20 protein-coding genes are annotated in these 25,907 nt (G+C 67.2%); 10 read left to right on the top strand and 10 right to left on the bottom strand.

The features are described 5' to 3' along the window. The first annotated feature begins 117 nt into the window (after positions 1-117). On the top strand, positions 118-561 hold the full coding sequence (locus tag BMY06_RS28655) for a CBS domain-containing protein (RefSeq protein ID WP_065059485.1): 444 nt from the start codon (positions 118-120) through the stop codon (positions 559-561). Positions 562-934: 373 nt separating this feature from the next. Here BMY06_RS28655 and BMY06_RS28660 read toward each other — a convergent pair whose 3' ends face one another. From BMY06_RS28660 to BMY06_RS28680, 5 genes are all read right to left on the bottom strand, one after another. After that, positions 935-1,279, bottom strand: coding sequence for a DUF4148 domain-containing protein (locus BMY06_RS28660; RefSeq protein ID WP_074986669.1), 345 nt, complete (start codon positions 1,277-1,279; stop codon positions 935-937). Positions 1,280-1,503: 224 nt separating this feature from the next. Beyond that, positions 1,504-2,166, bottom strand: coding sequence for a DNA-3-methyladenine glycosylase (locus BMY06_RS28665; protein ID WP_074986670.1), 663 nt, complete (start codon positions 2,164-2,166; stop codon positions 1,504-1,506). Further along, positions 2,163-3,443, bottom strand: coding sequence for a c-type cytochrome (locus tag BMY06_RS28670; protein ID WP_124263251.1), 1,281 nt, complete (start codon positions 3,441-3,443; stop codon positions 2,163-2,165). The genes BMY06_RS28665 and BMY06_RS28670 overlap by 4 nt, the downstream gene beginning before the upstream one ends. Before the next feature lie 91 nt (positions 3,444-3,534). Then, positions 3,535-5,781: a xanthine dehydrogenase family protein molybdopterin-binding subunit gene (locus tag BMY06_RS28675; protein WP_074986671.1), complete on the bottom strand. Its 2,247-nt coding sequence runs from the start codon at positions 5,779-5,781 to the stop codon at positions 3,535-3,537. A 1-nt stretch (position 5,782) separates the two neighbouring features. Beyond that, positions 5,783-6,238, bottom strand: a complete 456-nt coding sequence (locus BMY06_RS28680) for a (2Fe-2S)-binding protein (protein WP_065059480.1) — start codon at positions 6,236-6,238, stop codon at positions 5,783-5,785. Between the two features lie 334 nt (positions 6,239-6,572). Here BMY06_RS28680 and BMY06_RS28685 point away from each other — a divergent pair, with 334 nt between their 5' ends. Continuing rightward, positions 6,573-6,965, top strand: coding sequence for a hypothetical protein (locus BMY06_RS28685; RefSeq protein WP_065059479.1), 393 nt, complete (start codon positions 6,573-6,575; stop codon positions 6,963-6,965). Positions 6,966-7,011: 46 nt separating this feature from the next. Here the strand turns inward: BMY06_RS28685 and prpR are convergent, their stop codons facing one another. Beyond that, positions 7,012-9,009 carry a propionate catabolism operon regulatory protein PrpR gene (gene prpR / locus BMY06_RS28690; RefSeq protein WP_074986672.1) on the bottom strand — a complete coding sequence of 666 codons (1,998 nt, stop codon included), beginning with the start codon at positions 9,007-9,009 and terminating at the stop codon, positions 7,012-7,014. A gap of 200 nt (positions 9,010-9,209) precedes the next feature. Between prpR and prpB the strand changes: the two genes are divergently transcribed. The 4 genes from prpB to prpF all read left to right on the top strand — a co-directional run bounded on the left by prpB (position 9,210) and on the right by prpF (position 15,317). Continuing rightward, positions 9,210-10,100 (top strand): methylisocitrate lyase, encoded by an 891-nt coding sequence (gene prpB, locus BMY06_RS28695; RefSeq protein WP_065059477.1) that lies wholly within the window; start codon positions 9,210-9,212, stop codon positions 10,098-10,100. Positions 10,101-10,152: 52 nt separating this feature from the next. After that, on the top strand, positions 10,153-11,319 hold the full coding sequence (prpC, locus tag BMY06_RS28700; protein ID WP_065059476.1) for a bifunctional 2-methylcitrate synthase/citrate synthase: 1,167 nt from the start codon (positions 10,153-10,155) through the stop codon (positions 11,317-11,319). Between the two features lie 151 nt (positions 11,320-11,470). After that, complete coding sequence (gene acnD / locus BMY06_RS28705) at positions 11,471-14,062, top strand: Fe/S-dependent 2-methylisocitrate dehydratase AcnD (RefSeq protein WP_074986673.1); 2,592 nt, start codon at positions 11,471-11,473, stop codon at positions 14,060-14,062. A gap of 64 nt (positions 14,063-14,126) precedes the next feature. Next, positions 14,127-15,317, top strand: coding sequence for a 2-methylaconitate cis-trans isomerase PrpF (gene prpF / locus BMY06_RS28710; RefSeq protein ID WP_074986674.1), 1,191 nt, complete (start codon positions 14,127-14,129; stop codon positions 15,315-15,317). 106 nt (positions 15,318-15,423) lie between these two features. Here the strand turns inward: prpF and BMY06_RS28715 are convergent, their stop codons facing one another. Beyond that, positions 15,424-16,287, bottom strand: a complete 864-nt coding sequence (locus tag BMY06_RS28715) for a peptidoglycan DD-metalloendopeptidase family protein (protein WP_074986675.1) — start codon at positions 16,285-16,287, stop codon at positions 15,424-15,426. 855 nt (positions 16,288-17,142) lie between these two features. On the opposite strand from BMY06_RS28715, the gene BMY06_RS28720 reads away from it, so the two are divergent. Together BMY06_RS28720 and BMY06_RS28725 are read left to right on the top strand one after the other, a co-directional pair. Then, the gene (locus BMY06_RS28720; protein ID WP_065059615.1) at positions 17,143-18,243 is read left to right on the top strand and encodes an OpgC domain-containing protein; all 1,101 of its coding nucleotides are present in this window, start codon (positions 17,143-17,145) and stop codon (positions 18,241-18,243) included. 334 nt (positions 18,244-18,577) lie between these two features. Continuing rightward, positions 18,578-19,405, top strand: a complete 828-nt coding sequence (locus BMY06_RS28725) for an alpha/beta hydrolase (protein WP_074986720.1) — start codon at positions 18,578-18,580, stop codon at positions 19,403-19,405. An 82-nt stretch (positions 19,406-19,487) separates the two neighbouring features. On the opposite strand, the gene BMY06_RS28730 is transcribed toward BMY06_RS28725, so the two are convergent. After that, the gene (locus tag BMY06_RS28730) at positions 19,488-20,555 is read right to left on the bottom strand and encodes an AI-2E family transporter (protein ID WP_065059472.1); all 1,068 of its coding nucleotides are present in this window, start codon (positions 20,553-20,555) and stop codon (positions 19,488-19,490) included. A 482-nt stretch (positions 20,556-21,037) separates the two neighbouring features. On the opposite strand from BMY06_RS28730, the gene BMY06_RS28735 reads away from it, so the two are divergent. Further along, entirely contained in the window at positions 21,038-21,346 is a 309-nt protein-coding gene (locus BMY06_RS28735; RefSeq protein WP_065059471.1) for a DUF3331 domain-containing protein, read from the top strand. A gap of 233 nt (positions 21,347-21,579) precedes the next feature. Here BMY06_RS28735 and BMY06_RS28740 read toward each other — a convergent pair whose 3' ends face one another. Continuing rightward, positions 21,580-22,083: a thioesterase family protein gene (locus BMY06_RS28740; RefSeq protein WP_065059470.1), complete on the bottom strand. Its 504-nt coding sequence runs from the start codon at positions 22,081-22,083 to the stop codon at positions 21,580-21,582. Between the two features lie 274 nt (positions 22,084-22,357). Here BMY06_RS28740 and BMY06_RS28745 point away from each other — a divergent pair, with 274 nt between their 5' ends. After that, positions 22,358-24,961: an adenosylcobalamin-dependent ribonucleoside-diphosphate reductase gene (locus BMY06_RS28745; protein ID WP_074986676.1), complete on the top strand. Its 2,604-nt coding sequence runs from the start codon at positions 22,358-22,360 to the stop codon at positions 24,959-24,961. A 27-nt stretch (positions 24,962-24,988) separates the two neighbouring features. Here BMY06_RS28745 and BMY06_RS28750 read toward each other — a convergent pair whose 3' ends face one another. Then, positions 24,989-25,900, bottom strand: a complete 912-nt coding sequence (locus BMY06_RS28750) for a LysR family transcriptional regulator (RefSeq protein WP_074986677.1) — start codon at positions 25,898-25,900, stop codon at positions 24,989-24,991. Positions 25,901-25,907 lie beyond the last annotated feature (7 nt).

Below are 25,907 nucleotides of genomic sequence, written 5' to 3' on the forward strand. Positions count from 1 at the left end.
CCGCCTATACTGGAATGGCTTTCATGGCTTTCGACGAAGGCACGCACGGCGCAGCTCTCTCGCCTGCGCCGCACCAGGCAATGACCGAAGACAAGAAGGACGAACTGGAGTCGCCCTATGACGAGCGTTGCACAGGTACTCAAATCCAAGCCGGAACAGGTGGTCTACACGATTGCCGCTGACGATTCCGTCTACGACGCCATCCGCCTGATGGCCGACAAGCAGATTGGCGCGCTGGTCGTCACCGACGGCCCCGATATCGTCGGCATCGTCACGGAGCGCGACTACGCGCGCAAGATCGTGCTGATGGACCGCTCGTCAAAGACGACGGCCGTGCGCGACATCATGAGCCCGCACGTGCGATTCGTGGAACTCGATCAGACCACCTACGACTGCATGGCGCTGATGACACAGCGACGCATGCGCCACCTGCCGGTGTTGGCGGACGGCGAGCTCGTGGGCATGGTGTCGATCGGCGACCTCGTGAAGGAGATCATCGCCGAGCAGCAGTTCACCATCGAGCAGCTCGAGCACTACATCACCGGCGGTCCCGGCACCTGACGCCTTACAGCGCTTCACCCCGCCCTTGCGCGCAAACGCACGCAAACGCGCATGCGAACGCGCACGCAAACGCAGGCGAACGCACACCGACGCACGCAGCAAAAAAAGCCCAATCCTTCGCGGGTTGGGCATAAGCCACCTTGCGGCGGCGGAGGTTCCACGCATGAAAAAACGCGCGATCTCTCGCGGGTCGGCGCGGCGGCTTGTTGCGCCGCGCCGGCTCGCCGGATTGGGGTGCTGGACACTTATCCAGTCATACGGCTCGACGCACCACCGCGCGCCGGATCAATCCCGGCGCCGCGGCGTGGCGATCTGAACGGCTTGCGTCGATGAATCGACGTGACTGAGGGGAGGTTTACCGCTCAGTTACAACTCAATTCCCGAAGTAAATCGACTGCGACGGCGCCAGATGGGCCGGTTGACCCGACTGCGTCGAACCCGCGGGCGCGCCGCCATAGCTGGTATCGGCAACCGGCTGCTGAGTCCGGGCCACGTCCTGCTGCTGCGCGACGCGCGCTTCGGCGGCCTGAATGTCACGCGGATAAGTGGCGTCGTTCGACGTCGCCGGGTTATAGCCTGCCTGCTCGATCTGGATGAGTTCCTGACGGACTTCCGCGCGCGTCTTCGACGCGTTGGTCTGGTCTTGAGCGAACGAGAGTGCCGGAGCGGCGAGAAGGGCGGCGATAGCCGCGGCTTGAATGAGCGTACGGGTATTCATGGTTACTAACCTCCGTCACTTGTTTTCAGGTCGGCGTCTAACGGCACATCTCGCGTTCGCCGACCAGTGACTTCAGTTTATTGAGACAGCAGATCAGGGGAAATACCTATTTCCCCAAAATACAGTTTCGCTCCTGACAACAATACAGGCCGCGCAACAATCCTCGAAAACGGGGTGGAATCCTATCTTTCCGGTCCGACTTTCGGATTCCATACGGAACCGCGTCACGCCGGTACAAGCAGCTTGCGCGGCCCGCTCACATACGGGCTGCCGATGGCATAAAAGCGCAGCGGAAGGTGCATCTCGCGCGACAGCCCGATGCGCGTCGTCGCACCGATGGCGAGCGATGCAGCCGCGTGCGCCGCGTCGCGGTCGCGGCCGATCCACAGCCCCTTGCCGCCGCACAGATCGACGCCGTCGAACGCCGCGCCGACGCCGAACGCCTGCGTGAGCCGTCCCGGCCCGCGCGCGAGTTCGCGCAGCGGCGCATCGGCGCGCCGCGCGGCCATCGACGCCAGCCCTTCGAGGGGCTCCACGGCGCGAAACAGCACGCCCGCGCCCACGCCGGCCGCCTCGCTCGACATGTTGAGCATCCACGAGACGCCGTACGTGAGCCGCACGTACGCGTGCCCGCGCGCGAGAAACAGCGACGCGTTCCAGCCGCGCGGACCGATGAACGCGTGCCCCGTCGAATCGCCGACCGGATACGCCTCCACTTCCACGAGCCGTCCGCTCACGCGGCCTTCGGGCAGATCGTGGACCAGATACTTGCCGACCATGAAACGCGCGAGCGCCACGGTATCCACCGGCAGTTCGTCGCGCGCGAGCGCCACGATGGAACGCGCGGGCGGCGCGGCGTCGCTGACACCGCCCGCGCGCCGCGTCACCGCGCCGCCTCGCTCGACTGCGTCGCGCCGCGCAATTTCGCGACATCCGCCGCGCCCACCGCGCCGCGCTTGTTGTTCCAGCCCGCGCGGATAAAGCTCAGCACGTCGGCGATCTGCTGGTCGCTGAGCTGGTCGCGATACGCGGGCATCGGATACGGCGCCGGGATGCCCTGGATCACGAGGTCGCCGGTGCCGTTGAGCGTGACATTGATGAGCGACGACGCGTCCTTTTCCAGCACGTTCGGATTGCCCGCCAGCGGCGCGAACATCGGCGCGAAACCGCGTCCGTCGACGCCGTGGCAGTGCATGCAGAACGCCGTGTAGACGCGCGCGCCCGCATCGTTCGCGGGGCGTCCGAGCGACACCTTCGTCGCCTGCGGATCGTACGCATAGGCGGGCGCGCCGTCGCCGCCCGCGGGCGGCAGCGATTTCAGATACGCGGAGATCGCCTGCACATCCGCGTCGTTCATTGCCTGCGTGCTGTTGTTGATGACGCTCGTCATCGCGCCGAACGCCGACGCGTGCTGGTTCGCGCCCGTCTTGAGGAACTGCGCGAGATCGGCCTCGCTCCAGCGCCCGAGCCCGGTGTTGTGCTCGCCCGTCAGATTCGACGCGTACCAGTTGTCGAGCAGCGCGCCGGTAAGGAACGCGTTGCCGCTCTCGTCGAGCGCCTGCTCGTTGAAGCCGACGCCGCGCGGCGTGTGGCACGAGCCGCAATGGCCGAGCCCTTGCACGAGATACGCGCCGCGATTCCATGCGGCGTCCTTGCCCGGCTTGTCCTGGTACGGGCCCTTCTTGAGGAAGAACACGTTCCAGATCTTGAGCGGCCAGCGCATGTTCATCGGCCACTTGATGTCGCTGTCGCGGTTGTCCTGCTTCACGGGCTGCACGCCGTGCATGAAGTACGCGTAGAGCGCGGCCACGTCGTCGTCGCGCACCTTCGCATAGGACGGATACGGCATCGCCGGATAGAGATTGTGGCCGTCCTTCGCCACGCCCTCGCGCAGCGCGCGCGCGAAATCTTCCTGCGTATAACCGCCGATGCCCGTATCCGGATCGGGCGTGATGTTGGTCGTGTAGATGTGGCCGAGCGGCGTGCTCATCGGCAGGCCGCCCGCGAACGGCTTGCCGTGCGGCGCGGTGTGGCAGGCCGCGCAGTCGCCGGCCGCGGCGAGGTAAGCGCCGCGCTGGATCAGCGCGCTGTCCGCGGACGTTGCGTTGTCCTGCGCATGCGCGAACTGCGGCGCGAGCGTGCAGGCGAGCGCGGCAAAGGCCATGCGCGCGACGGAGCGCACGGTCGAACGGACAGCGGAGCGCACGACGGGCGTCATCGAGGCGGTGTGGATCGTTTTCATCGTCGTCGCCTCCTCAAGCCGTTTTCGTGTTCATGAGCTGACGGCCCACCGGCAGCTTGCGCAGCCGCGTGCCGGTCGCCGCATAGATCGCGTTCGTGACCGCGGGCGCGAGCGCCGCCGTGCCCGGTTCGCCGATCCCGCCCGGCGCTTCCGTGCTCGGCACGATATGCACCTCGATCACGGGCGATTCGTCGATGCGCAGAATCCGGTAGTCGGTGAAATTGGTCTGCGTGACGCGGCCGCGCTCGATCGTGATCTCGCCATACAGCGCCGCCGTGATGCCGAACACGATGCCGCCCTGCACCTGCGCCTCGATCGTGGTCGGGTTCACGACCATGCCGCAATCGACGGCCGCGACCACGCGATTCACGCGCACCTCGCCGTCGGTCACGGTCACGTCGGCGACCATCGCGAAGAAGCTGCCGAACGCGTGCATCACCGAGACGCCGCGCCCTTGCCCCTTCGGCATCGGCGGTCCCCAGTTGGCCGCGCGCGTGGCGACGTCGAGCACGCCCAGCGCGCGCGGCGACTTGCCGAGCAGATTGCGCCGATAGGTCACGGGATCGGTTTTCGCGGCCGCCGCGCATTCGTCGACGAAGCTCTCGACCACGAAGGTGCCGCGCGTCGGGCCAACGCCGCGCCAGAACGCGGTCGGCACCGTATGCGGCTCCTGGCGCACGTATTCGATCAGCTGATTCGGCAGGTCGTACGGCAGATCGACGGCCACTTCCACCGCGTCGGGATCGACGCCGTTCTTGAACGCGGGCGGCGCAAAACGCGCCATGATCGACGAGCCGACGATGCGGTGCTGCCACGCCGCCGGCTTGCCGTTCGCGTCGAGCCCCGCCGAGATGCGGTCGTAGTAATACGGCCGGTACATATCGTGCTGGATGTCCTCCTCGCGCGTCCAGAATACCTTGACCGGCGTGCTCACCTGCTTGCCGACCTTGAGCGCCTGAGTGATCGCATCGACTTCCAGACGCCGCCCGAAACCGCCGCCGAGCAGATAGTTGTGCAGCACGATCTGCTCGGGCTTGAGACCGGTGACGGCCACGCCCGCATCGACCGCGCGCGTGGGCACCTGGGTGCCGACCCAGATCTCGCAGGCATCGGCGCGCACGTGCACGGTGCAGTTGATCGGCTCCATCGTGGCGTGCGCGAGAAACGGCTGCTCGTACACGGCGTCGACGCGCGTTTTCGCGCCGTTGAACGCCTGCTGCACGTCGCCGTCCTTGCGCGCGACCGCGCCCGGCTGCTGCTGCGCCGCGTTCGCCAGATCGCCGACGATCTGCCGCATCGACAGATTCGCCGCCGCGCCTTCGCTCCATTCGATCACGAGCGCCGCCGCGCCGCGCTTGGCGGCCCACGTGTGCGCGCCGATCACGGCCACGCCGTTGTCGATCTTGACGATCTGCGTGACGCCCGGAATCTTGCGCGCGTGCGTGTCGTCCACGCGCACGAGCGTGCCGCCGAACACCGGACAATTGACGATGGCCGCGTAGACCATGCCGGGCAGCCGCACGTCGAGGCCGAACAGCGCCGAGCCGTCCACCTTCTCGGGCGAGTCGAGGCGTCGGGTCGGCTTGCCGATCAGCGTGAAATCCTTCGGGCTCTTGAGCGCCACGTTCTGCGGCGCGGGCAGCTTCGCGGCAGCGTCCACGAGTTCGCCGTAGGCGGCGCGGCGGCCGCTCGCGTCGTGCAGCACCTGGCCGCTCTTCGCGTGGCAACTGGCCGGATCGACCTGCCATTGCTGCGCCGCCGCCGCGATCAGCGCGGCGCGCGCGGTCGCGCCCGCCTGGCGCATCGGCTCCCACGCATAGCGGATCGAGGTCGAGCCGCCGGTGAGCTGACCGCCGAGCAGCGGATCGGTGAACAGTTTCGCGTCGGGCGGCGCGTGATCGAGCGTCACGCTGTCGAGCGGCACTTCGAGTTCTTCGGCGATCAGCATCGGGATCGACGTGTACACGCCCTGCCCCATCTCCACCTTCGGGATGATCAGCGTGACCTTGCCCGCGCGGTCGATCTGGATGAAGGCGTTCGGCTCGAACACGCCCGACTGCGGCGTCTCGTTGCCGTCGCCGCCGACCACCGAGCGGCGCGCGGCGCTATCGCCCTGCGCGCCCGCCGAGAAGCTGAAACCGAGCAGCAAACCGCCGCCCGCCGCCGCGCCGAGCTTGAGAAACGCGCGGCGCGAAACCTGCGATTGAGCGGCGCGCGCGTGCGCCGCGCCGTTTTGCGCGTCGAGAAGACCTTGTGACATCTCAGGCCTCCTTCGCGGCTTGTTTGATCGCCGCGCGGATGCGGCTATAGGTGCCGCAGCGGCAGATGTTGCCGGTCATGGCGGCGTCGATGTCGGCATCGCTCGGGTTGGGATTCGCCGCCAGCAGCGCCGCCGCCGACATCACCTGCCCGGACTGGCAGTAGCCGCACTGCACCACGTCGATCACGCGCCACGCCTTCTGCACTTTCTGGCCCGCGGGCGTCGCGCCCACGGCTTCGATCGTCGTGATCTTGCGGCCTTCGAGCGCCGCGACGGGCAGCACGCACGAGCGCACCGCGACGCCGTCGAGATGCACGGTGCACGCGCCGCATTGCGCGATGCCGCAACCGAACTTCGTGCCGGTCAGGCCGACGATGTCGCGCAGCACCCAGAGCAGCGGCATGTCGGGTGGCGCGTCGATCGTGTGGGTTTCGCCGTTAATGGTTAACGTCGTCATGGGGGCGGCTCTCCGGTGTGGGGATTTGTCGGTTATCGTCGATCAATCGAAGGCCTGGCGCGCGCGTTGTTCCGGTGCGCCGCGCAAATCGCGCGGACGTGGCACCGAATGCACGCCCTGCGGCCTGGCGAGGATTCGCGGAGTGTAGCGCCGACTTTAAAGACCTGCCGACAAGCGTGTCGTCGAGACGTCGGAGCACCGGCGGCCGGCAAGCGTCGGCGCATGCGCGCCGCATCATCACGACACGCAGGCGGCCCTTGCGCTACCATCGATTAATTCAAGATTGCGACGGCGCCTGCGCGCCGTGTCGCCCACTTTCGAAGGAGCCGCCACGATGGACGAAGCCCGCGCGATTCAATTTCTCAACGAGATCCGCAAGCCCCTGCTCACGCTGCACAAGGCCATCCTCGACCACGAGCGCGCCGAGTACGAACGCGAGTTCGGCGCGACCACGCCCGCGGCCTTCTTGCAGGCGCTGATCAACGGGACGGGCTATCGCTGGCTGACGCCGTTCTCCACGGTGATCGCCAACGTGGACGAAACGCTCGACGCCAAGGACGCCAAGCCCGAGGACCGCGTGGGCGCGGTGGAAGGCGTGTCCGGGCTGTTCTCGGGCGAGGAATCGAAGGAGTTCTACGAGCGCTATCAGGCGCTGCTGCAAAAGAGCCCCGAGGTGCTGCATCTGCACGGCGCGGTCGCGCAACTGCTCAACGGCATCAAGAACTGAGGCCGCGCGGCGCGCCTGGGTTGCGCGCGTCAGTTAGCGCACACGATCAGCGCTTCGCGGCCCGCAAGCGCCGCCACAGCGTGGTCTTGCTGATGCCGAGCTGTTCGCACACGCGCTCGCGGTCGCCGTCGCAAGCGTCGAGCGCCGCGCGAATTTCGTCGGCCTGCGCGCTCAGGGTGCGCTCGCGCAGCGTCGGCGGTGCGTCGCCGGATTCAGGCGGCGTATCGATGCCGACGTCGCGCGACGCGTCGCCCGCCGACGCCTCGCGCGGCGCGGCCAACACTTCCGGCGCGATCGCGCGCAACACCTCGGGCGTGATCACGTCCACATCGGAATCCGCGAGTTCCACCACGATCCGCTCGACCACGTTCTGCAACTCGCGCACATTGCCGGGCCACGCATGGCGTTCGAGCGCGCCGCCGATCGGCGCCAGCGCGCGCGCCGCATCGTCCTGGGTGCGGATTCTGAGCGCCACGCGCGGTTCGCGTCGCGCCGATTGCAGCAGCAGTTCGGCGGCGAGCGGCTCGATATCGGCATGCCGTTCGCGCAGCGGCGGAATCGCCAGATTCAGAATGTTCAGCCGATAAAACAGGTCCGCGCGAAACGCGCCGGTCTCGATCTGCTCGGTCAGCGCGCGATGCGTCGCGGCCACCACGCGCACGTCGACGCGCGTCGGTTCCGTCGCGCCCAGCCGCACCACTTCGCGCTCCTGCAACACGCGCAGCAAGCGGCTCTGCAATGGCAACGGCATCTCGCCGATCTCGTCGAGAAACAGCGTGCCGCGATGCGCCGCCTCGATCAGCCCGACCTTGCCGCCGCGCCGCGCGCCCGTGAACGCGCCCTCCTCGTAGCCGAACAGCTCACTCTCCAGCAGCGCCTCCGGAAACGCGCCGCAATTGATCGCGACGAACGGAAAATCGCGCCGCGCGCTTTCGCGATGCAGCCCCTGCGCGACCACCTCCTTGCCGGTGCCGCTTTCGCCGCGGATCAGCACGGTCGCATCCGATTTCGCGTAACGCTGCGCCAGTTGCCGCACGCGCGCGATGCCGGGCGTCGCGCCGCTCAGATCGGCGATGCGCCAGCGCGCCACGAATTGCTGCGTGCGCTGCCGCGAGCGCAGCGTGCGGTCGAGCCGCTCCACCGCGCGCGATTCCTGAAACGTCAGCACCGCGCCCGTGGTCACGCCGTTGTCGACGAGCGGCCCGCGATGCACGACATAGCTCACGCCGCGCACGGTTTCGAGCGATTCGCCGTCGGCGTCGGGCAGCGTGAAGGCGATGTCGGGCGCGAGCGCGGCGAGCGGCTGCCCCGCCGCCGCCGACGGATCGATGCCCAGCACGCCCGCGAGACGCTGATTGATCGCCTCCACGCGGCCGCGCGCGTCGAGCGCGACCACGCCGTCGCGCAGATGCTGCAACACGCTGTCGAGCCGCTGACGCCGCTGCGTCTCGCGCCACGTGGCCTGCACGACTTCGAGCGCGTTATCGAACGCCGCATGCACCGACGAGCGCGAATAGACGAAGAACGGCACCAGCCCGAGCCGCGCCGCGAGATCGTTGACGAGACCCGGCCCGACCACCGCGCCCACGCCGCGGTCACGCAGATCGAGCACGCAGGCCTCGGCGTCCTGCACAGTGCGATACGAGGCGAACACCACGTCGATGCCATAGGCGCTCGCGAAACGCCGCACCTCGCTGGGCGTCTCGCCATACGTGACGAGCGCGACCAGATCGGCCTCGCGGCGCGCGCGGGCGAGCGCCTGCATCACGTCGAAACCGGTGGGTTGCACGAGCACGACGGGCAAATCGACGCGCGACTTCAGATACGTGCCGTTCGAGCCGGCCGCCACCACCACGTCGGGGCGCTGGCCCGGAGCGGCGGCGGCGATCTCGGCAGCGGCCTCCTCGAAGCCGCGCGGCACCACGCGCAGGTCGGCGCGGTCGTCGTATTCGCGCGCGATGTCGCGGAACAGGTCGCGCAGGCGGCTGATACCCATCGCCCAGACGCGCGGGCGGAATTCCGAAGGTGCGGGAAAGCGGTTCATGAGTGGGTTGCGGCGGATTTCACGAGATTCTTTTCATTATTGCGCTTCGATTTCAAATTTGAAATCGACATTTCACTTGCGAAATCGGGGCGTGAGCGACACGCGCGGCGATCCGGCGCAAAATCAACGCGTTAGCGGCAGGCCTTCGCGCTGGCACGGTATCTGCAGTATCTGCGCCCGTTCCCTCGGAGAATCAACACATGAACAGCAAATCCCCCTCGAGCGCCGGCGCGAAATTCCGCGCCGCCGTGGCTACCGAACACCCGCTGCAAGTCGTCGGCGCGATCACCGCCTACGCCGCGAAGCTCGCCGAGCAGACCGGCTTCAAGGCCGTCTATCTGTCCGGCGGCGGCGTGGCCGCGAACTCGCTGGGCGTACCGGACCTCGGCATCAGCACGATGGACGACGTGCTCATCGACGCGCGCCGCATCACCGACGCGGTCGACATTCCGCTGATGGTCGACATCGACACGGGCTGGGGCGGCGCCTTCAACATCGCGCGCACGATCAAGTCGTTCATCAAGGCGGGCGTGGCGGCCGTGCACCTCGAAGACCAGGTGGGCCAGAAGCGCTGCGGTCATCGCCCGGGCAAGGAAGTCGTTTCCACCGACGAAATGGTCGACCGCGTGAAGGCCGCCGTGGACGCGCGCACCGACGACCAGTTCGTGATCATGGCGCGCACCGACGCGGCCGCCGTGGAAGGCATCGACGCCGCGATCGAGCGCGCCATCGCCTACGTGGAAGCGGGCGCGGACATGATCTTCCCCGAAGCGATGAAGACGCTCGACGACTACCGCCGCTTCCGCGCGGCCGTGAAGGTGCCGATCCTCGCGAATTTGACCGAGTTCGGCTCGACGCCGTTTTTCACGACCGACGAGCTCAACAGTGCGAACGTGGACATCGCGCTCTACTGCTGCGGCGCGTATCGTGCGATGAACGCGGCGGCGCTGAACTTCTACGAGACGGTCAAGCGCGACGGCACGCAAAAAGCCGCCGTGTCGACCATGCAGACGCGCGAGGATCTCTATAAGTACCTCGGCTATCACGCTTACGAAGACAAGCTCGACGCGCTGTTCGCGGCGAAGAAGTAAGCGGCGCGCGCCGCCCCCAATCATTCGAGACATCCAGAAAGAGGAAGACATCATGAGCGAAACGGACAACACCACGCAGGCCGCAGGCGGTTTCAAGCCCAAGAAGTCGGTCGCGCTTTCGGGCGTGGCGGCGGGCAACACGGCGCTGTGCACGGTCGGCCGCACCGGTAACGACCTGCACTATCGCGGCTACGACATTCTCGACCTCGCCACCGCGTGCGAGTTCGAGGAAGTCGCGTATCTGCTGGTGCACGGCAAGCTGCCGAACACGGCCGAACTCGCCGCGTACAAGACGAAGCTCAAGGCGCTGCGCGGCCTGCCCGCGAACGTGAAGGCGGCGCTCGAATGGGTGCCGGCCTCCGCGCATCCGATGGACGTGATGCGCACGGGCGTCTCCGTGCTCGGCACGGTGCTGCCCGAGAAGGACGATCACAACCTGCCGGGCGCGCGCGATATCGCCGACCGCCTGATGGCCTCGCTCGGCTCGATGCTGCTGTACTGGTATCACTATTCGCACAACGGCAAGCGCATCGAAGTGGAAACCGACGACGACTCGATCGGCGGCCATTTCCTGCATCTGCTGCACGGCGTGGAGCCGTCGAAGTCGTGGGTCGATGCGATGCACGTCTCGCTCAATCTGTACGCCGAGCACGAGTTCAACGCCTCGACCTTCACGAGCCGCGTGATCGCGGGCACGGGCGCGGACATCTACTCGGCCATCACGGGCGCGATCGGCGCGCTGCGCGGTCCGAAGCACGGCGGCGCGAACGAAGTGGCGTTCGAGATCCAGTCGCGCTACGACGACGCCGATCAGGCTGAAGCCGACATTCGCGCGCGCGTCGAGAAGAAGGAAGTCGTGATCGGCTTCGGCCATCCGGTCTATACGATCTCGGACCCGCGCAACAAGGTGATCAAGGAAGTCGCGAAGAAGCTCTCGAAGGAGCAGTCGAATCTCAAGCTGTTCGAGATCGCCGAGCGCCTCGAATCGACGATGTGGGACGTCAAGAAGATGTTCCCGAACCTCGACTGGTTCAGCGCCGTCTCGTACCACATGATGGGCGTGCCGACCGCGATGTTCACGCCGCTGTTCGTGATCGCGCGCACCGCAGGCTGGAGCGCGCACATCATCGAGCAACGCATCGACAACAAGATCATCCGTCCGAGCGCCAACTACACCGGCCCGGAAAACCTGAAGTTCGTGCCGATCGGCAAGCGCTGATCCGCTCCGCCAGTCGTCCGGACGGCATAGACCATACGGACGACTGCACGACGGCGGCGCGCATGCGTAGAGTGATGGCGTGAAGTCGTCGCCTGCGCCGCGCGCCGCGGCAATCCGCTGCAACCCTACTCAAACCATTGGTCCCCAAGCCGTGAATACCGCCCATCGCAAAGCCCTGCCCGGCACCCGGCTCGATTACTTCGACGCGCGCGAAGCCGTCGAGGCCATCCAGCCCGGCGCCTGGGACACGCTGCCGTACACCTCGCGCGTGCTCGCCGAAAATCTCGTGCGCCGCTGCGACCCGGCCACCCTCAACGCCTCGCTCGCGCAGCTCGTCGAACGCAAGCGCGACCTCGATTTCCCGTGGTATCCGGCGCGCGTCGTCTGCCACGACATTCTCGGCCAGACCGCGCTCGTCGACCTCGCCGGCCTGCGCGACGCCATCGCCGATCAAGGCGGCGACCCCGCCAAGGTGAATCCGGTCGTGCCGGTGCAGCTGATCGTCGATCACTCGCTCGCCGTGGAGTGCGGCGGCTTCGACCCGGACGCGTTCAAGAAGAACCGCGCGATCGAAGACCGCCGCAACGAAGACCGCTTCGACTTCATCAACTGGACGAAGAAGGCCTTCAAGAACGTCGACGTGATCCCGCCCGGCAACGGCATCATGCACCAGATCAATCTGGAGAAGATGTCGCCGGTGATCGGCACCCACGACGGCGTGGCCTATCCGGACACCTGCGTGGGCACCGACAGCCACACGCCGCACGTGGACGCGCTCGGCGTGATCGCCATCGGCGTCGGCGGCCTCGAAGCCGAGAATGTCATGCTCGGCCGCGCCTCGTGGATGCGCCTGCCCGACATCGTCGGCGTGGAGCTCACGGGCAAGCGCCAGCCCGGCATCACGGCCACCGACATCGTGCTCGCACTGACCGAATTCCTGCGCAAGGAAAAGGTCGTGGGCGCGTATCTGGAATTCCGCGGCGCGGGCGCGTCGAGCCTCACGCTCGGCGACCGCGCGACCATCTCGAACATGGCGCCCGAGTACGGCGCCACGGCCGCGATGTTCTTCATCGACGACCAGACGCTTGCGTATCTGCGCCTCACGGGCCGCGATGAAGAACAGGTGAAGCTGGTCGAGACTTACGCGAAAACGGCGGGCCTGTGGGCCGATTCGCTCGCGCACGCGCGGTACGAGCGCACGCTCACGTTCGATCTGTCGAGCGTGGTGCGCAACATGGCGGGGCCGTCGAATCCGCACAAGCGCCTGCCCACGTCCGACCTCGCGGCACGCGGCATCGCCGGACAATGGGAAGAAACGCCGGGCCAGATGCCCGACGGCGCGGTGATCATCGCGGCCATTACGAGCTGCACGAACACCAGCAATCCGCGCAACGTGATTGCGGCGGCGCTGCTCGCGCGCAATGCGAACGCGCGCGGCCTCACGCGCAAGCCGTGGGTCAAGAGCTCGCTCGCGCCGGGATCGAAGGCCGTGGAGCTGTATCTGGAAGAAGCGAAGCTGCTGCCGGATCTGGAGAAGCTGGGCTTTGGCATCGTCGCGTTCGCGTGTACCACGTGCAACGGCATGTCGGGCGCGCTCGATCCGAAGATCCAGCAGGAGATCGTCGACCGCGATCTGTACGCGACCGCCGTGCTGTCGGGCAACCGCAATTTCGACGGCCGCATTCATCCGTACGCGAAGCAGGCGTTTCTCGCCTCGCCGCCGCTCGTGGTGGCGTATGCGATCGCGGGCACGATCCGCTTCGACATCGAGAAAGACGTACTCGGCACCGACCCGCAAGGTCAGCCGGTGTTTCTGAAGGACCTCTGGCCGAGCGACGAGGAAATCGACGCCATCGTGGCGCAGAGTGTGAAGCCCGAGCAGTTCCGCAAGGTCTACGAACCGATGTTCGCGGTCACGGCGGCGAGCGGCGAAACCACCGACCCGCTTTACGACTGGCGCGCGCAAAGCACCTACATCCGCCGTCCGCCGTACTGGGAAGGCGCGCTCGCGGGCGAACGCACGCTGCGCGGCCTGCGTCCGCTCGCGGTGCTCGGCGACAACATCACGACCGACCACCTGTCGCCGTCGAACGCGATTCTGCCGAATAGCGCGGCGGGCGAATACCTCGCGAAAATGGGCTTGCCCGAAGAGGATTTCAACTCGTACGCGACGCACCGTGGCGATCACCTGACGGCGCAGCGCGCGACGTTCGCGAATCCCACGCTCGTCAACGAAATGGCCGTGGTCGACGGCGCGGTGAAGAAAGGTTCGCTGGCGCGCATCGAGCCGGAAGGCCAGGTCGTGCGCATGTGGGAAGCAATCGAAACGTACATGGACCGCAAGCAGCCGCTCATCATCATCGCGGGTGCGGATTACGGCCAGGGATCGTCGCGCGACTGGGCGGCCAAGGGCGTGCGCCTTGCGGGCGTGGAGGTGATCGTGGCGGAAGGCTTCGAGCGCATTCACCGCACCAACCTGATCGGCATGGGCGTGCTGCCGCTGGAGTTCAAGGCGGGCACGAACCGCACGACGCTCGGTATCGACGGCACGGAGACGTTCGACGTGCGCGGCGAGCGCACGCCGCGCGCCGAGCTGACGCTGGTGATCAACCGCAAGAACGGCGAGCGCGTGGAGGTGCCGGTGACGTGCCGCCTGGACACGGCGGAGGAAGTCTCGATTTACGAAGCGGGCGGTGTACTGCAACGCTTTGCGCAAGACTTCCTGGAATCGACGCAAGCCTGACACGCCCCTCTCCCCCGGCCCCTCTGCCAGGGGAGAGGGGGGCACAATTCGACACGGGATTTTTATGAGCCATCAACCCCAGATCAAGATTCCCGCCACCTACCTGCGCGGCGGCACCAGCAAGGGCGTGTTCTTCCGCCTGCAGGATCTGCCCGCGTCCGCACAACAACCCGGCGTCGCGCGCGACCGGCTGCTGATGCGCGTGATCGGCAGCCCCGACCCCTACGGCAAGCAGATCGACGGCATGGGCGGCGCCACCTCCAGCACGAGCAAGACCGTGATCGTCGCGAAAAGCGAGCGCGCCGGCCACGACGTCGACTATCTGTTCGGCCAGGTCGCCATCGACAAGGCCTTCGTCGACTGGAGCGGCAACTGCGGCAACCTCTCGGCGGCAGTCGGTCCGTTCGCGATCAGCAGCGGTCTCGTCGATCCCTCGCGCGTGCCCGACAACGGCGTCGCCGTCGTCCGCATCTGGCAAGCCAACATCGGCAAAACCATCGTCGCGCACGTGCCCGTCACGAATGGCCAGGTGCAGGAAACCGGCGATTTCGAACTCGATGGCGTGACCTTCCCCGCCGCCGAAGTGCAGCTCGAATTCCTCGACCCCGCCGCCGAGGAAGAAGGCGCGGGCGGCGCGATGTTCCCCACCGGCCATCTCGTGGACGACCTCGAAGTGCCCGGCGTCGGCACGCTCAAGGCCACCATGATCAACGCCGGCATTCCCACCATTTTCGTGAACGCCGAAGCCATCGGCTACACGGGCACGGAATTGCAGGACGCAATCAACAGCGACGCCGAGGCGCTCAAGAAGTTCGAGACCATCCGCGCGTACGGCGCGCTGCGCATGGGCCTCATCAAGCAGCTCGACGAAATCGCCACGCGTCAGCACACGCCGAAGATCGCCTTCGTAGCGAAGCCGGCGGCGTACACGGCGTCGAGCGGCAAGCGCGTCGAAACTGCCGACGTCGATCTGCTGGTGCGCGCGATGTCGATGGGCAAGCTGCATCACGCCATGATGGGCACGGCTGCCGTGGCCATCGGCACGGCGGCGGCCATTCCGGGCACGCTCGTGAATCTCGCGGCGGGCGGCGGCGAGCGCAACGCGGTGCGCTTCGGCCATCCGTCGGGCACGCTGCGCGTGGGCGCCGAAGCCAGCCAGCACGAAGGCGAATGGACCGTCACCAAGGCCATCATGAGCCGCAGCGCGCGCGTGCTGATGGAAGGCTGGGTGCGGGTGCCGGGCGACGCGTTCTAAGTCGCGTTTGCCGGAAGCGCACGATCACCGTTCGCGGCAATAAAAAAACCGCCCTGATGCAGCAACGCATCAGGGCGGTTTGTGTTTTTCGGCGCGACGCGCGATTTCAGCTCTGCGGCGTCGGCAGATACGGCATCGGATCGACCGGCTTGCCGTCGCGGCGCACCTCGAACAGCACCGCCACGCGGTCGTTGTTCTCGTTGCCCATTTCGGCGATCTGCTGACCCTGATGCACCATGTCGCCCGTCTTCACCAGCAGGCGGCGATTGTGCGAATACGCCGTCAGAAAGTCCTTGTTGTGCTGGACGATGATGAGGCTGCCGTACTCGTTCAGACCGGTGCCCGCATACATGACCTTGCCGTCGGCGGCGGCGATCACCGGATCGCCCGCCTTGCCTGCGATCTCGATGCCGCGCGTCGTGCCCGCCGCGAACGGCTCGACCACACGGCCCTGCGCGGGCCACACGAGCGTCACGCTGCTCGCGTGGCGCGCCACCTCGGCAGCCACGGCGCGGCTTTGCACGGTGTTCGCGGGTGCGGCGTTGCCCGGCGCGGCGGCCTGCACCGTGATCGTCTGCTTCGAGACGATCTTCAGCGACTGGCCCGCACGCAGGCGGCTATTCGACTTCAAACGGTTCCACGCAGACAGGTCCCGGACCGAGACGTTGTGGCTCGACGCAATGCGCTGCAGCGTGTCGCCGCGGCGCACGCGCACGTAGGTGGTCTTCGTGACGACGCGCGTGACCGGCGCGCTGGCGGCGGCTTGAGCCGCCTGGGCGGCGCTGGCTGCCGCGCCAGACGCGGGCGTGGCCGAAGCCGACGGGGCGGGTTGCGGCTGCGACGTCGGCGGGGTTTGCTGCTGGTCAACGTTTGCGCAGGCGCCCAGCAAAACGGCCAGGCCCACACCGGCGAGACCGGCACGCAAGCGAGACAGACCGTAGGTCCACTGACCCTGACGATCTTCGAACATGTTTTAGCTCCTTGTGCTGCGCGGCGGCTTGCGTCGTCCGGGTGGCATCGTGCGGTTTGCAGCGTCGTCGCGCGCTCCCGCCTCTCCTGGCCAACCCCGGACGCTCGCGTCCAGCCCGCTTCCATCTGCATTCAAATTACGTGCTTCTTCAAGCAAAACGCTCCAACCGTCGTACAAAAGTCGCACTACGGCTCAATAGCGTCCTTCCCGAAACACCCGGCATTGTAAAGTGCGCTTCACATATATCAGGGCTGCGACAACACTCTGATACCTCTGATACAACTCGCCCGACCCAGCGTCGTCGAAGCCGCTCGCGCGGCGACGCAAAAAACCGGGCATTCCCCAGCCAACGCCCGTCAGACGGCCTTCTCCGCCTTCTGGACTCACAACGGGGGCGCACAAATAGCGCCAGTTCACGGTGTAATCTCTTTTGCATATCGGCAGGAAATTCGAGAACTTGAACCGGCTTGCACGCTGAAAGCCCTTTGAAAATTAAGGTAGTATTGCCTTCAACGAGCGTCAGCGCGCCTGTCACGGGAACCCTGAGGCGTCCATCCGGTCTTTTCCTGGGACTCGCGCGTTGCCGCGCCCTCCCGGTTTGCGCCGCGACGGCCCTGGCGGCCGCCGTCAACGAGGCGAACTGGCCCCGCCAGGCTGACCAGGCTGTTCTCCGCCCGGCGCGCCAACGAGGCCACCGCTTGCGGGTGCCTGCCGTCGCTCATCAACGCTTGCCGCCGGTCTCGCCGCGCCTCGCCGTTTTTTTTCGCAGCACCTATTTTTTGCATGCGCCAGTCCGGCCGTGCGCGCCGTCCGGCGGCTCCGGACCCCGCGCCGCTCGCGTCTGGCGCCGGATCCATGTCACAGTCATCCAATCGTCTCGTCGAACTCGACTTTTTTCGCGGACTCGTCCTGCTCATCATCGTCGTCGACCATATCGGCGGCAGCATCATTTCGCGCGTGACGTTGCACGCCTACGCGCTCTGCGACGCCGCCGAAGTGTTCGTCTTCCTCGGCGGCTACGCCACGGCCACGGCCTGGGCCGCGCTCTGCGCGCGCCGCACCGAGGCCGCCGCGCGCCAGCGCTTCGTCAAGCGCGCCTTTGAGATCTATCGCGCTTTCGTGGTCACGGCCTTGCTGATGCTGCTCGTCACCGCCATCCTGACCGCACTGAACGTCGACGCCCCCAATCTCGCGACCACCGATCTCGACGACCTCATGCTCGCGCCCGGCACCGCGCTGCGCGACATCGTGCTGCTGCGCCGTCAGCCTTATCTCGCGGGCGTGTTACCGATGTATGCGTGCTTCGCGCTGGCCGCGCCGCTCGCGTTGCCGCTCGCGCGCACGCGCCCCTGGCTGCTCGCGGCGATCAGCCTCGCGCTGTGGGGCGTCGCGCCGCATTTCACGCCATATCTGCCGCATGTCGCCGACGTGCACTGGGACTTCAATCCGCTCGGCTGGCAACTGATGTTCATGGCCGGCGTGATCGCCCAGGCGCAGCCGGTGTTCCAGAGCGTGACCGCGCGGCCGAAGCTCGGCACCGTCGTCACGATGCTCGCGCTCGCCGTGGTCGGGGCGGCGGCCATCTATCGCCTGCACCTCGGCAACACGCCGCTCGACGGCGATTTCAAGCGCAATCTCGCCTGGTTCCGCGCGCTGAACTTCTTCGGCATCGCGTGGCTCGTCGCGCACATGATCCGGCTCGGCTGGGCGAAGCGCCTCGCGACCTCGCTGCCGTGGGTGGGCCTCGTGGGCCGCAAGGGCATGCTCTCGTTCGTGGCGGGCGCCGTGATCTCGCTGACCGTGGACTCGGTGCTCTACTGGTACACCGACGGCTATCTCGACGTGCCGCTCGGCCTCACCGCCGACGCCGTGGCGCTCACCGCGCTGTTCATCGTCGTGCGCGCCGCCGATCCGCTCAAACGGCTGCTGCCCTCGCGCGCGAAGGCGTCGGCCTGAGGCGGGCGGCGGCCGGGCGCGTCGTTCACGCGCCGTCGGCCGTCACGCGAATATCCTCCGCTTCCTGGCCGCGCACACCGCTGCTAGCATGATCACCCCGCGCCGCAGGCGTGCCTTCGAGACCGGCTTTCCCGTCATGCGCAGCTCCTTCCGCCCCGCGCCGTTCGGCTCGCTGTTCAATGCACGCTTTGATGCGGCCACCGCTGCGAACTCCAACGCGCGCGCCGATACGCCATCGGCCTCGCTCCGTGCCGCGCAAGGCGTCGCTTGCCGAGCGACGCGCCGCCTGACGCGCGCCCTCGCCCGCATGGCGACGACGACGGGTTTCGTCGCAATGACGTCGTCAGCGGCGTTCGCGGCGCTGGCCGCCACGCCGACCCTCGCGGCGGCCAGCACGATCGCGGTGCGCACTTTCCACGCCGCTGCGCTCAATCGCGAGTGGCCGTACGTGGTCTATCTGCCGAGCGGCTATCGCGCCGACACCGCGCGCTATCCGGTGCTCTACCTCCTGCACGGCAACAATGGCGACGCGATGGACTGGATCACCCAGGGCGACCTGCAAACCGCCGCCGACGCGCTGATCGCGCGCCACGAGATTCCGCCCGTGGTGATCGTGATGCCGCAAGGCGGCACCGACTGGTACGTCGATCGCAAGGAAAAGATGGAGACGGCGTTCTTCAACGACCTGATGCCCGAGATCGAACAGCATTTCGCAGTCGAGGACGACCGCGGCGGCCGCGCGATCGGCGGCGTATCGATGGGCGGGTTCGGCGCGCTGCGCTACACGCTCGAGCATCCCGAGATGTTCTGCGGCGCGTTGCTGCTCTCGCCCGCGATCTATTCGGGCGATCCGCCGCCTTCCTCGTCGGCGCGGCGCGTGGGTGTGTTCGGCGATCACCAGTTCGATCCGCACATCTGGCGCACGCTCAACTATCCGGCGCTGTGGAGCGGCTATTTCGGGCGGCCGTGGCGCGTGCCCTTCTTCATCGCCTCGGGCGACGACGACCTCGTGATCCAGGCCGAATCGTCGCTGCTCTACACGCGGCTGCGCGAGGCGGGCAATCCGGCGGCGCTGCGCATCGTCGACGGCGGACACGTCTGGCCGGTCTGGCGGCAGTTGCTGCCCGCCGCGCTCAAGTACGCGCTCGCCTGCGTCCACTGAGGACGGCCAAGGCGCGATCGACGGATCCGGCGCGTGACGCGCTCATCGCTCGCCCGCCGCGCCTTCACGCGTCGCCCAAACCTCACTCCGCCCAGTTCGCCCACAGCACCATCAGCACGGTCATCAGCGCCGGGCCGATGAAGATGCCGATCAGGCCGAACGTGGTCGCGCCGCCCAGAATGCCGAACAGCACGAGCAGAAACGGCAGGCGCGTGGAATTGCCGATCAGCACGGGCCGCACGAAATGCTCGGCGACGAACACCACCACGAAGCCCCACACGGCCAGCGAGACCGCCGCGACCACCGAGCCCTGCACGACGAGCCAGAGCGCCGCGAGGCAGAACACCACGGGGGCGCAGAACGGCAGCATGGCCGCGACCGCCGTCACGGTGCCGAGCAGCGCCGCATGCGGCACGCCGCCGATCAGATAGCCGGCCCCGAGCAGCACGCCCTCGCCGAGCCCCACCACCACGAGCCCCGTGACCGTCGCGCGCACCGCGGAGGCCATGCGCTGGAGCAGTTGCGCGCCGTCCGCGCCGAACGCGCGGCGCGCGCCGCGCATCACCGTGCCCGACAGCCGCGGTCCGGCCTGGAAGATCACGAACAGCGTGACGAGCATGAAGCCGAAGGTCACCGACGCATGCAGCGCGCGCGCGCCGAAGTGACGTCCGAACGAGACGATCGCGTCGCCGTGCAGGTTCTTCATCGCGGGCGACGCCTTCAGCGGCTGCGCCAGGTTCGCCTGCCACCAGTCGCTCACCTGATGGCTGCCGAACGGCAGACGCGAGACGACGTCGGGCACCGGCACGCCGTTCTCCTGCGCGGTGCGCAGCCACTGGTAGAGGTCGTGCGCCTCGCCGCCGGCCTGGATCGCCGTGATCGTGATCGGCAGGACGACCAGCAGCGCGACGGCCAGCGTCAGCACGGTGGCGAGCGAAGTCGTGCGGCCCTTGAACAGACGGTGGCGCTCGACGGCCTGGTAGGCCGGCCACAGCACGATGGCGACGACGCCCGCCCACGCGACGGCCGGCACGAATTCGCGCACGACCCACAGGGCGACGAGGACAAGCGCGGCGAACAGGGCCGCCGAGGCGACGCGCTGGATTTTTTGCTCGTTTGCGGAGTTCGGAGCAGGCGGGCGATGAATCATGTAACCTCGGGGGCAATTCGACAGGACGGCTCTGGCAGCCATGCAAGCAAGGCCTGCGCCGCAAGCGGCAAAAAATCACCAGAACGCATAAAAGCGCGCGTAGAACAACGCGCCGCAGCAAGCCGCCAGCATAAGGGCGACAGACCAAAACACGAAATGAGGGCGGCCGGCGCGCAGGTCAAGTGCCCTTGGCGGCACCTCGAACGGTACGTCAAACGCCGCTTTCCAGTCTGATCCCTACGCCGCCCAGGCGTTCCACCCCCGCCTTTCTCGCGCATTTCGATGTCGCGCCACGCACAACACTGCGTTGCACAAATTCGAGATGTCGGACTTTGATCGCCCGCAAACCCCCATTCCTTCGTCAAACGCATGGTGTCGCAGGGCAATTGTTGCCGATTTTGGAATGGTGTTTCAACGCCGACACAATGGCACTTGGCGTCGCAGAGGACTACATTCGCGGCATCCCACTCACGGAGCCGACAATGAAAAAGAAAGCGTGTCTCGCGCTTGACGGTGCCAACGGTGAACGCATTGAAATCCTCGAGCAGACGGATTCAGCGCTCGTCATCCGCTGGGTCGAACCCGGCCGCTGCCATTATGGCGAGCAGCGCTGGCGACGCCGCTCGGCGCATACCTCGGGAACCTGCGCCGTGTCGCGTCGCAAGATACGCCGCGGTGACGCCGTGTTCAAGCCGGCTGAACGGCCGGCCCCGCTGAATGCGTCGGTGATGATCGCTGCGGAAGTGTTCGGCGACCTCGTGGCCAACGTGCCGTTCAGCGAAGCGGCCTGACGCGCCGCAAACGGTCGAAAGCCGACCGGAGGCGCGCGAAAGCGGACCAAGGCATTAGCAGTCATTATCGTAACAATCGCGCATCGATTGAATAACAATCGTGCACGGATCGACGAATCGACACGGCGCCACTCGCGCCATGCGGACTCACCGCTTCCCTGCGCACCGGCCGCGCTCACCGGTCGATTCAGGCCGATCGAGCTTCACCCCGCCGCGTGCTGCGGCGCCGCATCTCACGACGAGACCGCGGCCGCCCCGGGCGCCAGCGAAATGGACCGGCCGGCGTAACGCGCCACCCGCCCCACCGACTCGCCGCGCAGCGCAGCCACGCGCGCGAGCACGTCGGCATCGAAGGGCGCCGCCCGCGGACCCGCGCGATCGACGTGCAGCAACACCTGCTCGCTCGCAGACACGATCGTCTCCCTTTCGTCCCCGGCGAACATCTCCAGATAGACGCGCACGCGCTTCGCGTCGTGCTCCAGCACCGAGACCTCCACGCATACCGGCGTGCCCGCCTTGATCTCCCGCACGTAGTTCAGATGCGCCTCCAGCGTGTACATAGAGCGCCCGCGCGCCTCGCGCTGCGCCGCGTCGAGCCCGATGGCGTCGAGCAGCGCATCGGTCGCGAAGCTGTAAATCAGCATGTAAAAGGCGTCGCGCAGATGGCCGTTGTAATCGACCCATTCCGCGCGCACCTGGTCCCGATAGACCACGCCAGGCGCCGTCGTCTCCGTCATCGTTGCTCCTTGTTGCGGCAGTTTTCCGGTGTCGGCCAGTGTAACCGCATGGTCGGCGTGCGCACCCGCGCGCCAGCCTGGCCGCGTCGCGCTGACGCTGCGCACGCGCGCCGCCGCTGCGGTAAGGTGGACCTTATGCGCCTTTCCTGGTGACGCGATGCGGCACCGCTTCCGGACCGCCGAATCACGCGTGTCCGGACCGGCGTGCCGCTGCACCCCGCCCCGTAACCGCAAACGCGCCCGGCACGCCGCGGCGCCCCGACAGGATCCGGTCATGGCAGAAAACACTCCGCCTCTCTCCCGCGCGGGCCGTCCCGCGCCACAGCCGTTCTCGCTCGACGTGATGCTCGAAAAGTACGCCAAGGGCGACGAGCAGAGCGCCGACGACATCTATCGCCGCGTCGCGCGCGGCGTCGCCCAGGCCGAGCCGCCCGCGCTGCGCGCCGAGATCGAAGCGCGCTTCCTCGACAATCTGCGCAACGGCGCGCTGGGCGCGGGGCGCATCATGAGCGCGGCGGGCACGGCCATCGAATCGACGCTCATCAACTGCTTCGTGCAGCCGGTCGGCGACAGCATTCAGGACACCGACGACGAAGGCCGCCCCGGCATCTACGTCGCGCTGTTGCAGGCCGCCGAAACCATGCGGCGCGGCGGCGGCGTGGGCTACAACTTTTCGGCGATCCGTCCGCGCGGCGCGCTGGTGAAATCGACCGGATCGAGCGCTTCCGGACCGTGCAGCTACATCGACGTGTTCGATGCCTCGTGCCGCACCGTCGAAAGCGCCGGGTCGCGGCGCGGCGCGCAGATGGCGGTGCTCGACTGCGATCATCCGGACCTGCCCGAATTCATCGAGGCAAAGCATTCGAAGGGACGCTGGAACAACTTCAACGTCTCGGTCGCGGTGACCGATGCATTCATGCGCGCCGTCGAAAACGACGACGTCTGGCAGCTCGTGCACCGCGCCGCGCCCTCGCCCGCGTTGCGCGCGGCGGGCGACCTCAAGCAGCGCGACGACGGTCTCTGGGTCTATGCCGAAAAACGCGCGCGCGCGCTCTGGGACACGATCATGCGTTCGACCTACGACATGGCCGAGCCCGGCGTGGTGTTCATCTCGCGCATGAACGAAGACAACAATCTGCGCGCGCAGGAAACCATCCGCGCGACCAATCCGTGCGGCGAGCAGCCCTTGCCGCCGTACGGCTGCTGCAATCTCGGCCCACTCGATCTGACGCGCTTCGTGAAGGCGCCGTTCGCGCAGTTGCGCGGCGCAAAGCATGCGAGCGCGAGCGCCGCCGACCACAACTTCGACTGGGACGCGCTCGCCGCGCGCACCGCCACGCAGGTGCGTTTTCTCGACGACGTGCTCGACGTCACGCTCTGGCCGTTGCCCGAACAACAGGCCGAAGCCGCTGCGAAACGGCGCATCGGCGTAGGCTTCACGGGACTCGGCGACACGCTCGTGATGCTCGGCATCCGCTACAACACCGAAGAAGGTTGCGCGTTCGGCGCGCGCGTCGCGCGCACGATGCGCGACGCGGCCTATCGCGCCTCGGTCGAACTCGCGCGCGAGCGCGGCGCGTTTGCGCTGTTCGACGCGAACACCTATCTCGCGCCCGGCACCTTCGCCTCGCGCCTGCCCGACACGCTGCAAGACGAGATTCGTGCGCACGGCATCCGCAACAGCCATCTGCTGTCGATCGCGCCGACGGGCACCGTGAGTCTCGCGTTCGCCGACAATGTCTCGAACGGCGTCGAGCCCGCGTTCTCGTGGACCTATCAGCGCACGCGCCGCATGGCCGATGGCGGCAGCGAAACCTTCGCGGTCGAAGACCACGCGTGGCGCGTGTATCGCGAACTCGTCGGCGAGACCGGCGACATGAATGCGCTGCCCGACTACTTCGTGAGCGCGCTGCAAATGAGCGCGCAGGACCACGTGCAGATGATGGCGGCCGTGCAGCCCTACGTGGACACGTCGATTTCGAAAACCGTGAACGTGCCCGCCGATTATCCGTTCGAGGACTTCGAAAATCTCTATCTCGATGCGTGGCGGCGCGGGCTCAAGGGTCTCGCCACCTATCGGCCGAACGAAACGCTCGGCGCGGTGCTCCATGTCACGCCCGCGACCACCGAGACGCCCGACGACGCGCAAAGCGATGCGTTGCACGACCCGCTGCGCGTGGCGATCGACCATCGGCCAAGGGGCGAGTTGCCCGCCGTGATCGAGAAGATCGAATACCTCACGCAGACGGGCAAGGTCTCGCTCTACGTGGCCGTATCGTTTCTCGAAGTGACGGGCCAGGTGGGCGGCGAACCGGTGACGATCGAGCGGCCCATCGAGTTCTTCATTCCGGTGGGCCAGCGCGACGAGTCGCAGCAATGGATCACGGCGACCATGCGTTCGCTGTCGCTCGCGGCGCGCGGCGGTTTCGTCGCGCGCAATCTGCAGGATCTGCGCAAGGTGTCGTGGGATCGCGGCCAGGTGCGTTACGGCGAGACGCAGCGTCTCGACGGCAAGCGCACGCCGCTGTGGCACGACTCGGAAGTCGCGGCGATCGCCTATGCAATCCAGCAGATTCTGCACCGGCGCGGTTTTCTCGATGCCGAGGGCCGCCAGGTGCCGACGCGTCTGCTCGCGCAGCGGCGCGCCGAAGCGCGTCTCGCGTCGCCGCCTGCGTCCGGCGCGGAGGGAAACGATGCAGCGGCGCGCGCCGGCGATCAGGTGCTCGACGGTCCGAATGCGCTGCCCGCCGACGCCTCGCTCGCCGCGCCGCACGCGATGCTCGGGCGCAAATGCGGATCGTGCGGCGCGAATGCCGTGATTCGCCGCGACGGTTGCGATTTTTGCACGGCGTGCGGGGAAATCGGGACGTGCGGATAACACGCGCGAGCGAAGGGCGCGGTCCGCTCAGATCGCGCCCGCTTTTTCTCCCGCTTTCTCTCCCGCCTCGCCGCCCAGATACCCCGCGAACCCCGCCACGATCCCGTTCGTCTCGCCCGCCCGCGCGAGCTTGAGCACCTGCGATTCATACGGATTGCTCGACAACGGACGAAACACCGCGCGCTCGCCGCCCATTTTCCCCAACGCGGCGGGCACGAGCGCGATGCCCATGCCGAACTCGACCATCGTCACCACGGTCTGCCAGAGCCGCGCTTCGTGGCGGATCTGCGGACTGAAGCCCGCCTCCACGCACGTCGCGATGATCTGATCGTGATAATGCGGCGACACCGAACGCGGAAACAGAATGAACGGCTCGCGCGCGAGCGCGGCAAGGTCGATACGCCGCCGCTTCGCGAGCCGGTGGCCCGCAGGCAAACAACACAGAAACGGCTCGGAAAACAGCGTCTGCGACTGCACCTCGGCCGGAAAGCGCCCCCAATGCGCGAAGCCCAGATCGATCTGCAAACGCTGCAACGCGTGCACCTGTTCGATGGTGTTCATCTCGCGCAGCACGACCTCCACGGCCGGATGATCGGCCTCGAAACGCCGCACCGCCTCGGGCAAGCCGCGATACAGCATCGAATTGACGAAACCGATGCGCAGCCGCCCCGCCAGCCCGTGCGCGGAACGCTCGGCGATGCGGCGCACTTCGTCGGCCTGTTCGAGCAGACGGCGCGCCTCTTCGAGCAGCACGAAACCCGCGTTGGTCAGCGCGACCGCCTTGTTGCTGCGTTCGAGCAGTTGCACGCCCAGTTGCTCCTCGAACTTGCGGATGTCGAAGCTCAGCGCGGGCTGCGAAATAAAGAGCCGCCGCGCGGCGCGGCCGAAATGCAGCTCTTCGGCCACAGCCACGAAATAGCGCAATTGCTTGAGTTCCATCGCGGTG

The organism is Paraburkholderia tropica, assembly GCF_900109265.1.
GTDB classification, from domain to species: domain Bacteria; phylum Pseudomonadota; class Gammaproteobacteria; order Burkholderiales; family Burkholderiaceae; genus Paraburkholderia; species Paraburkholderia tropica.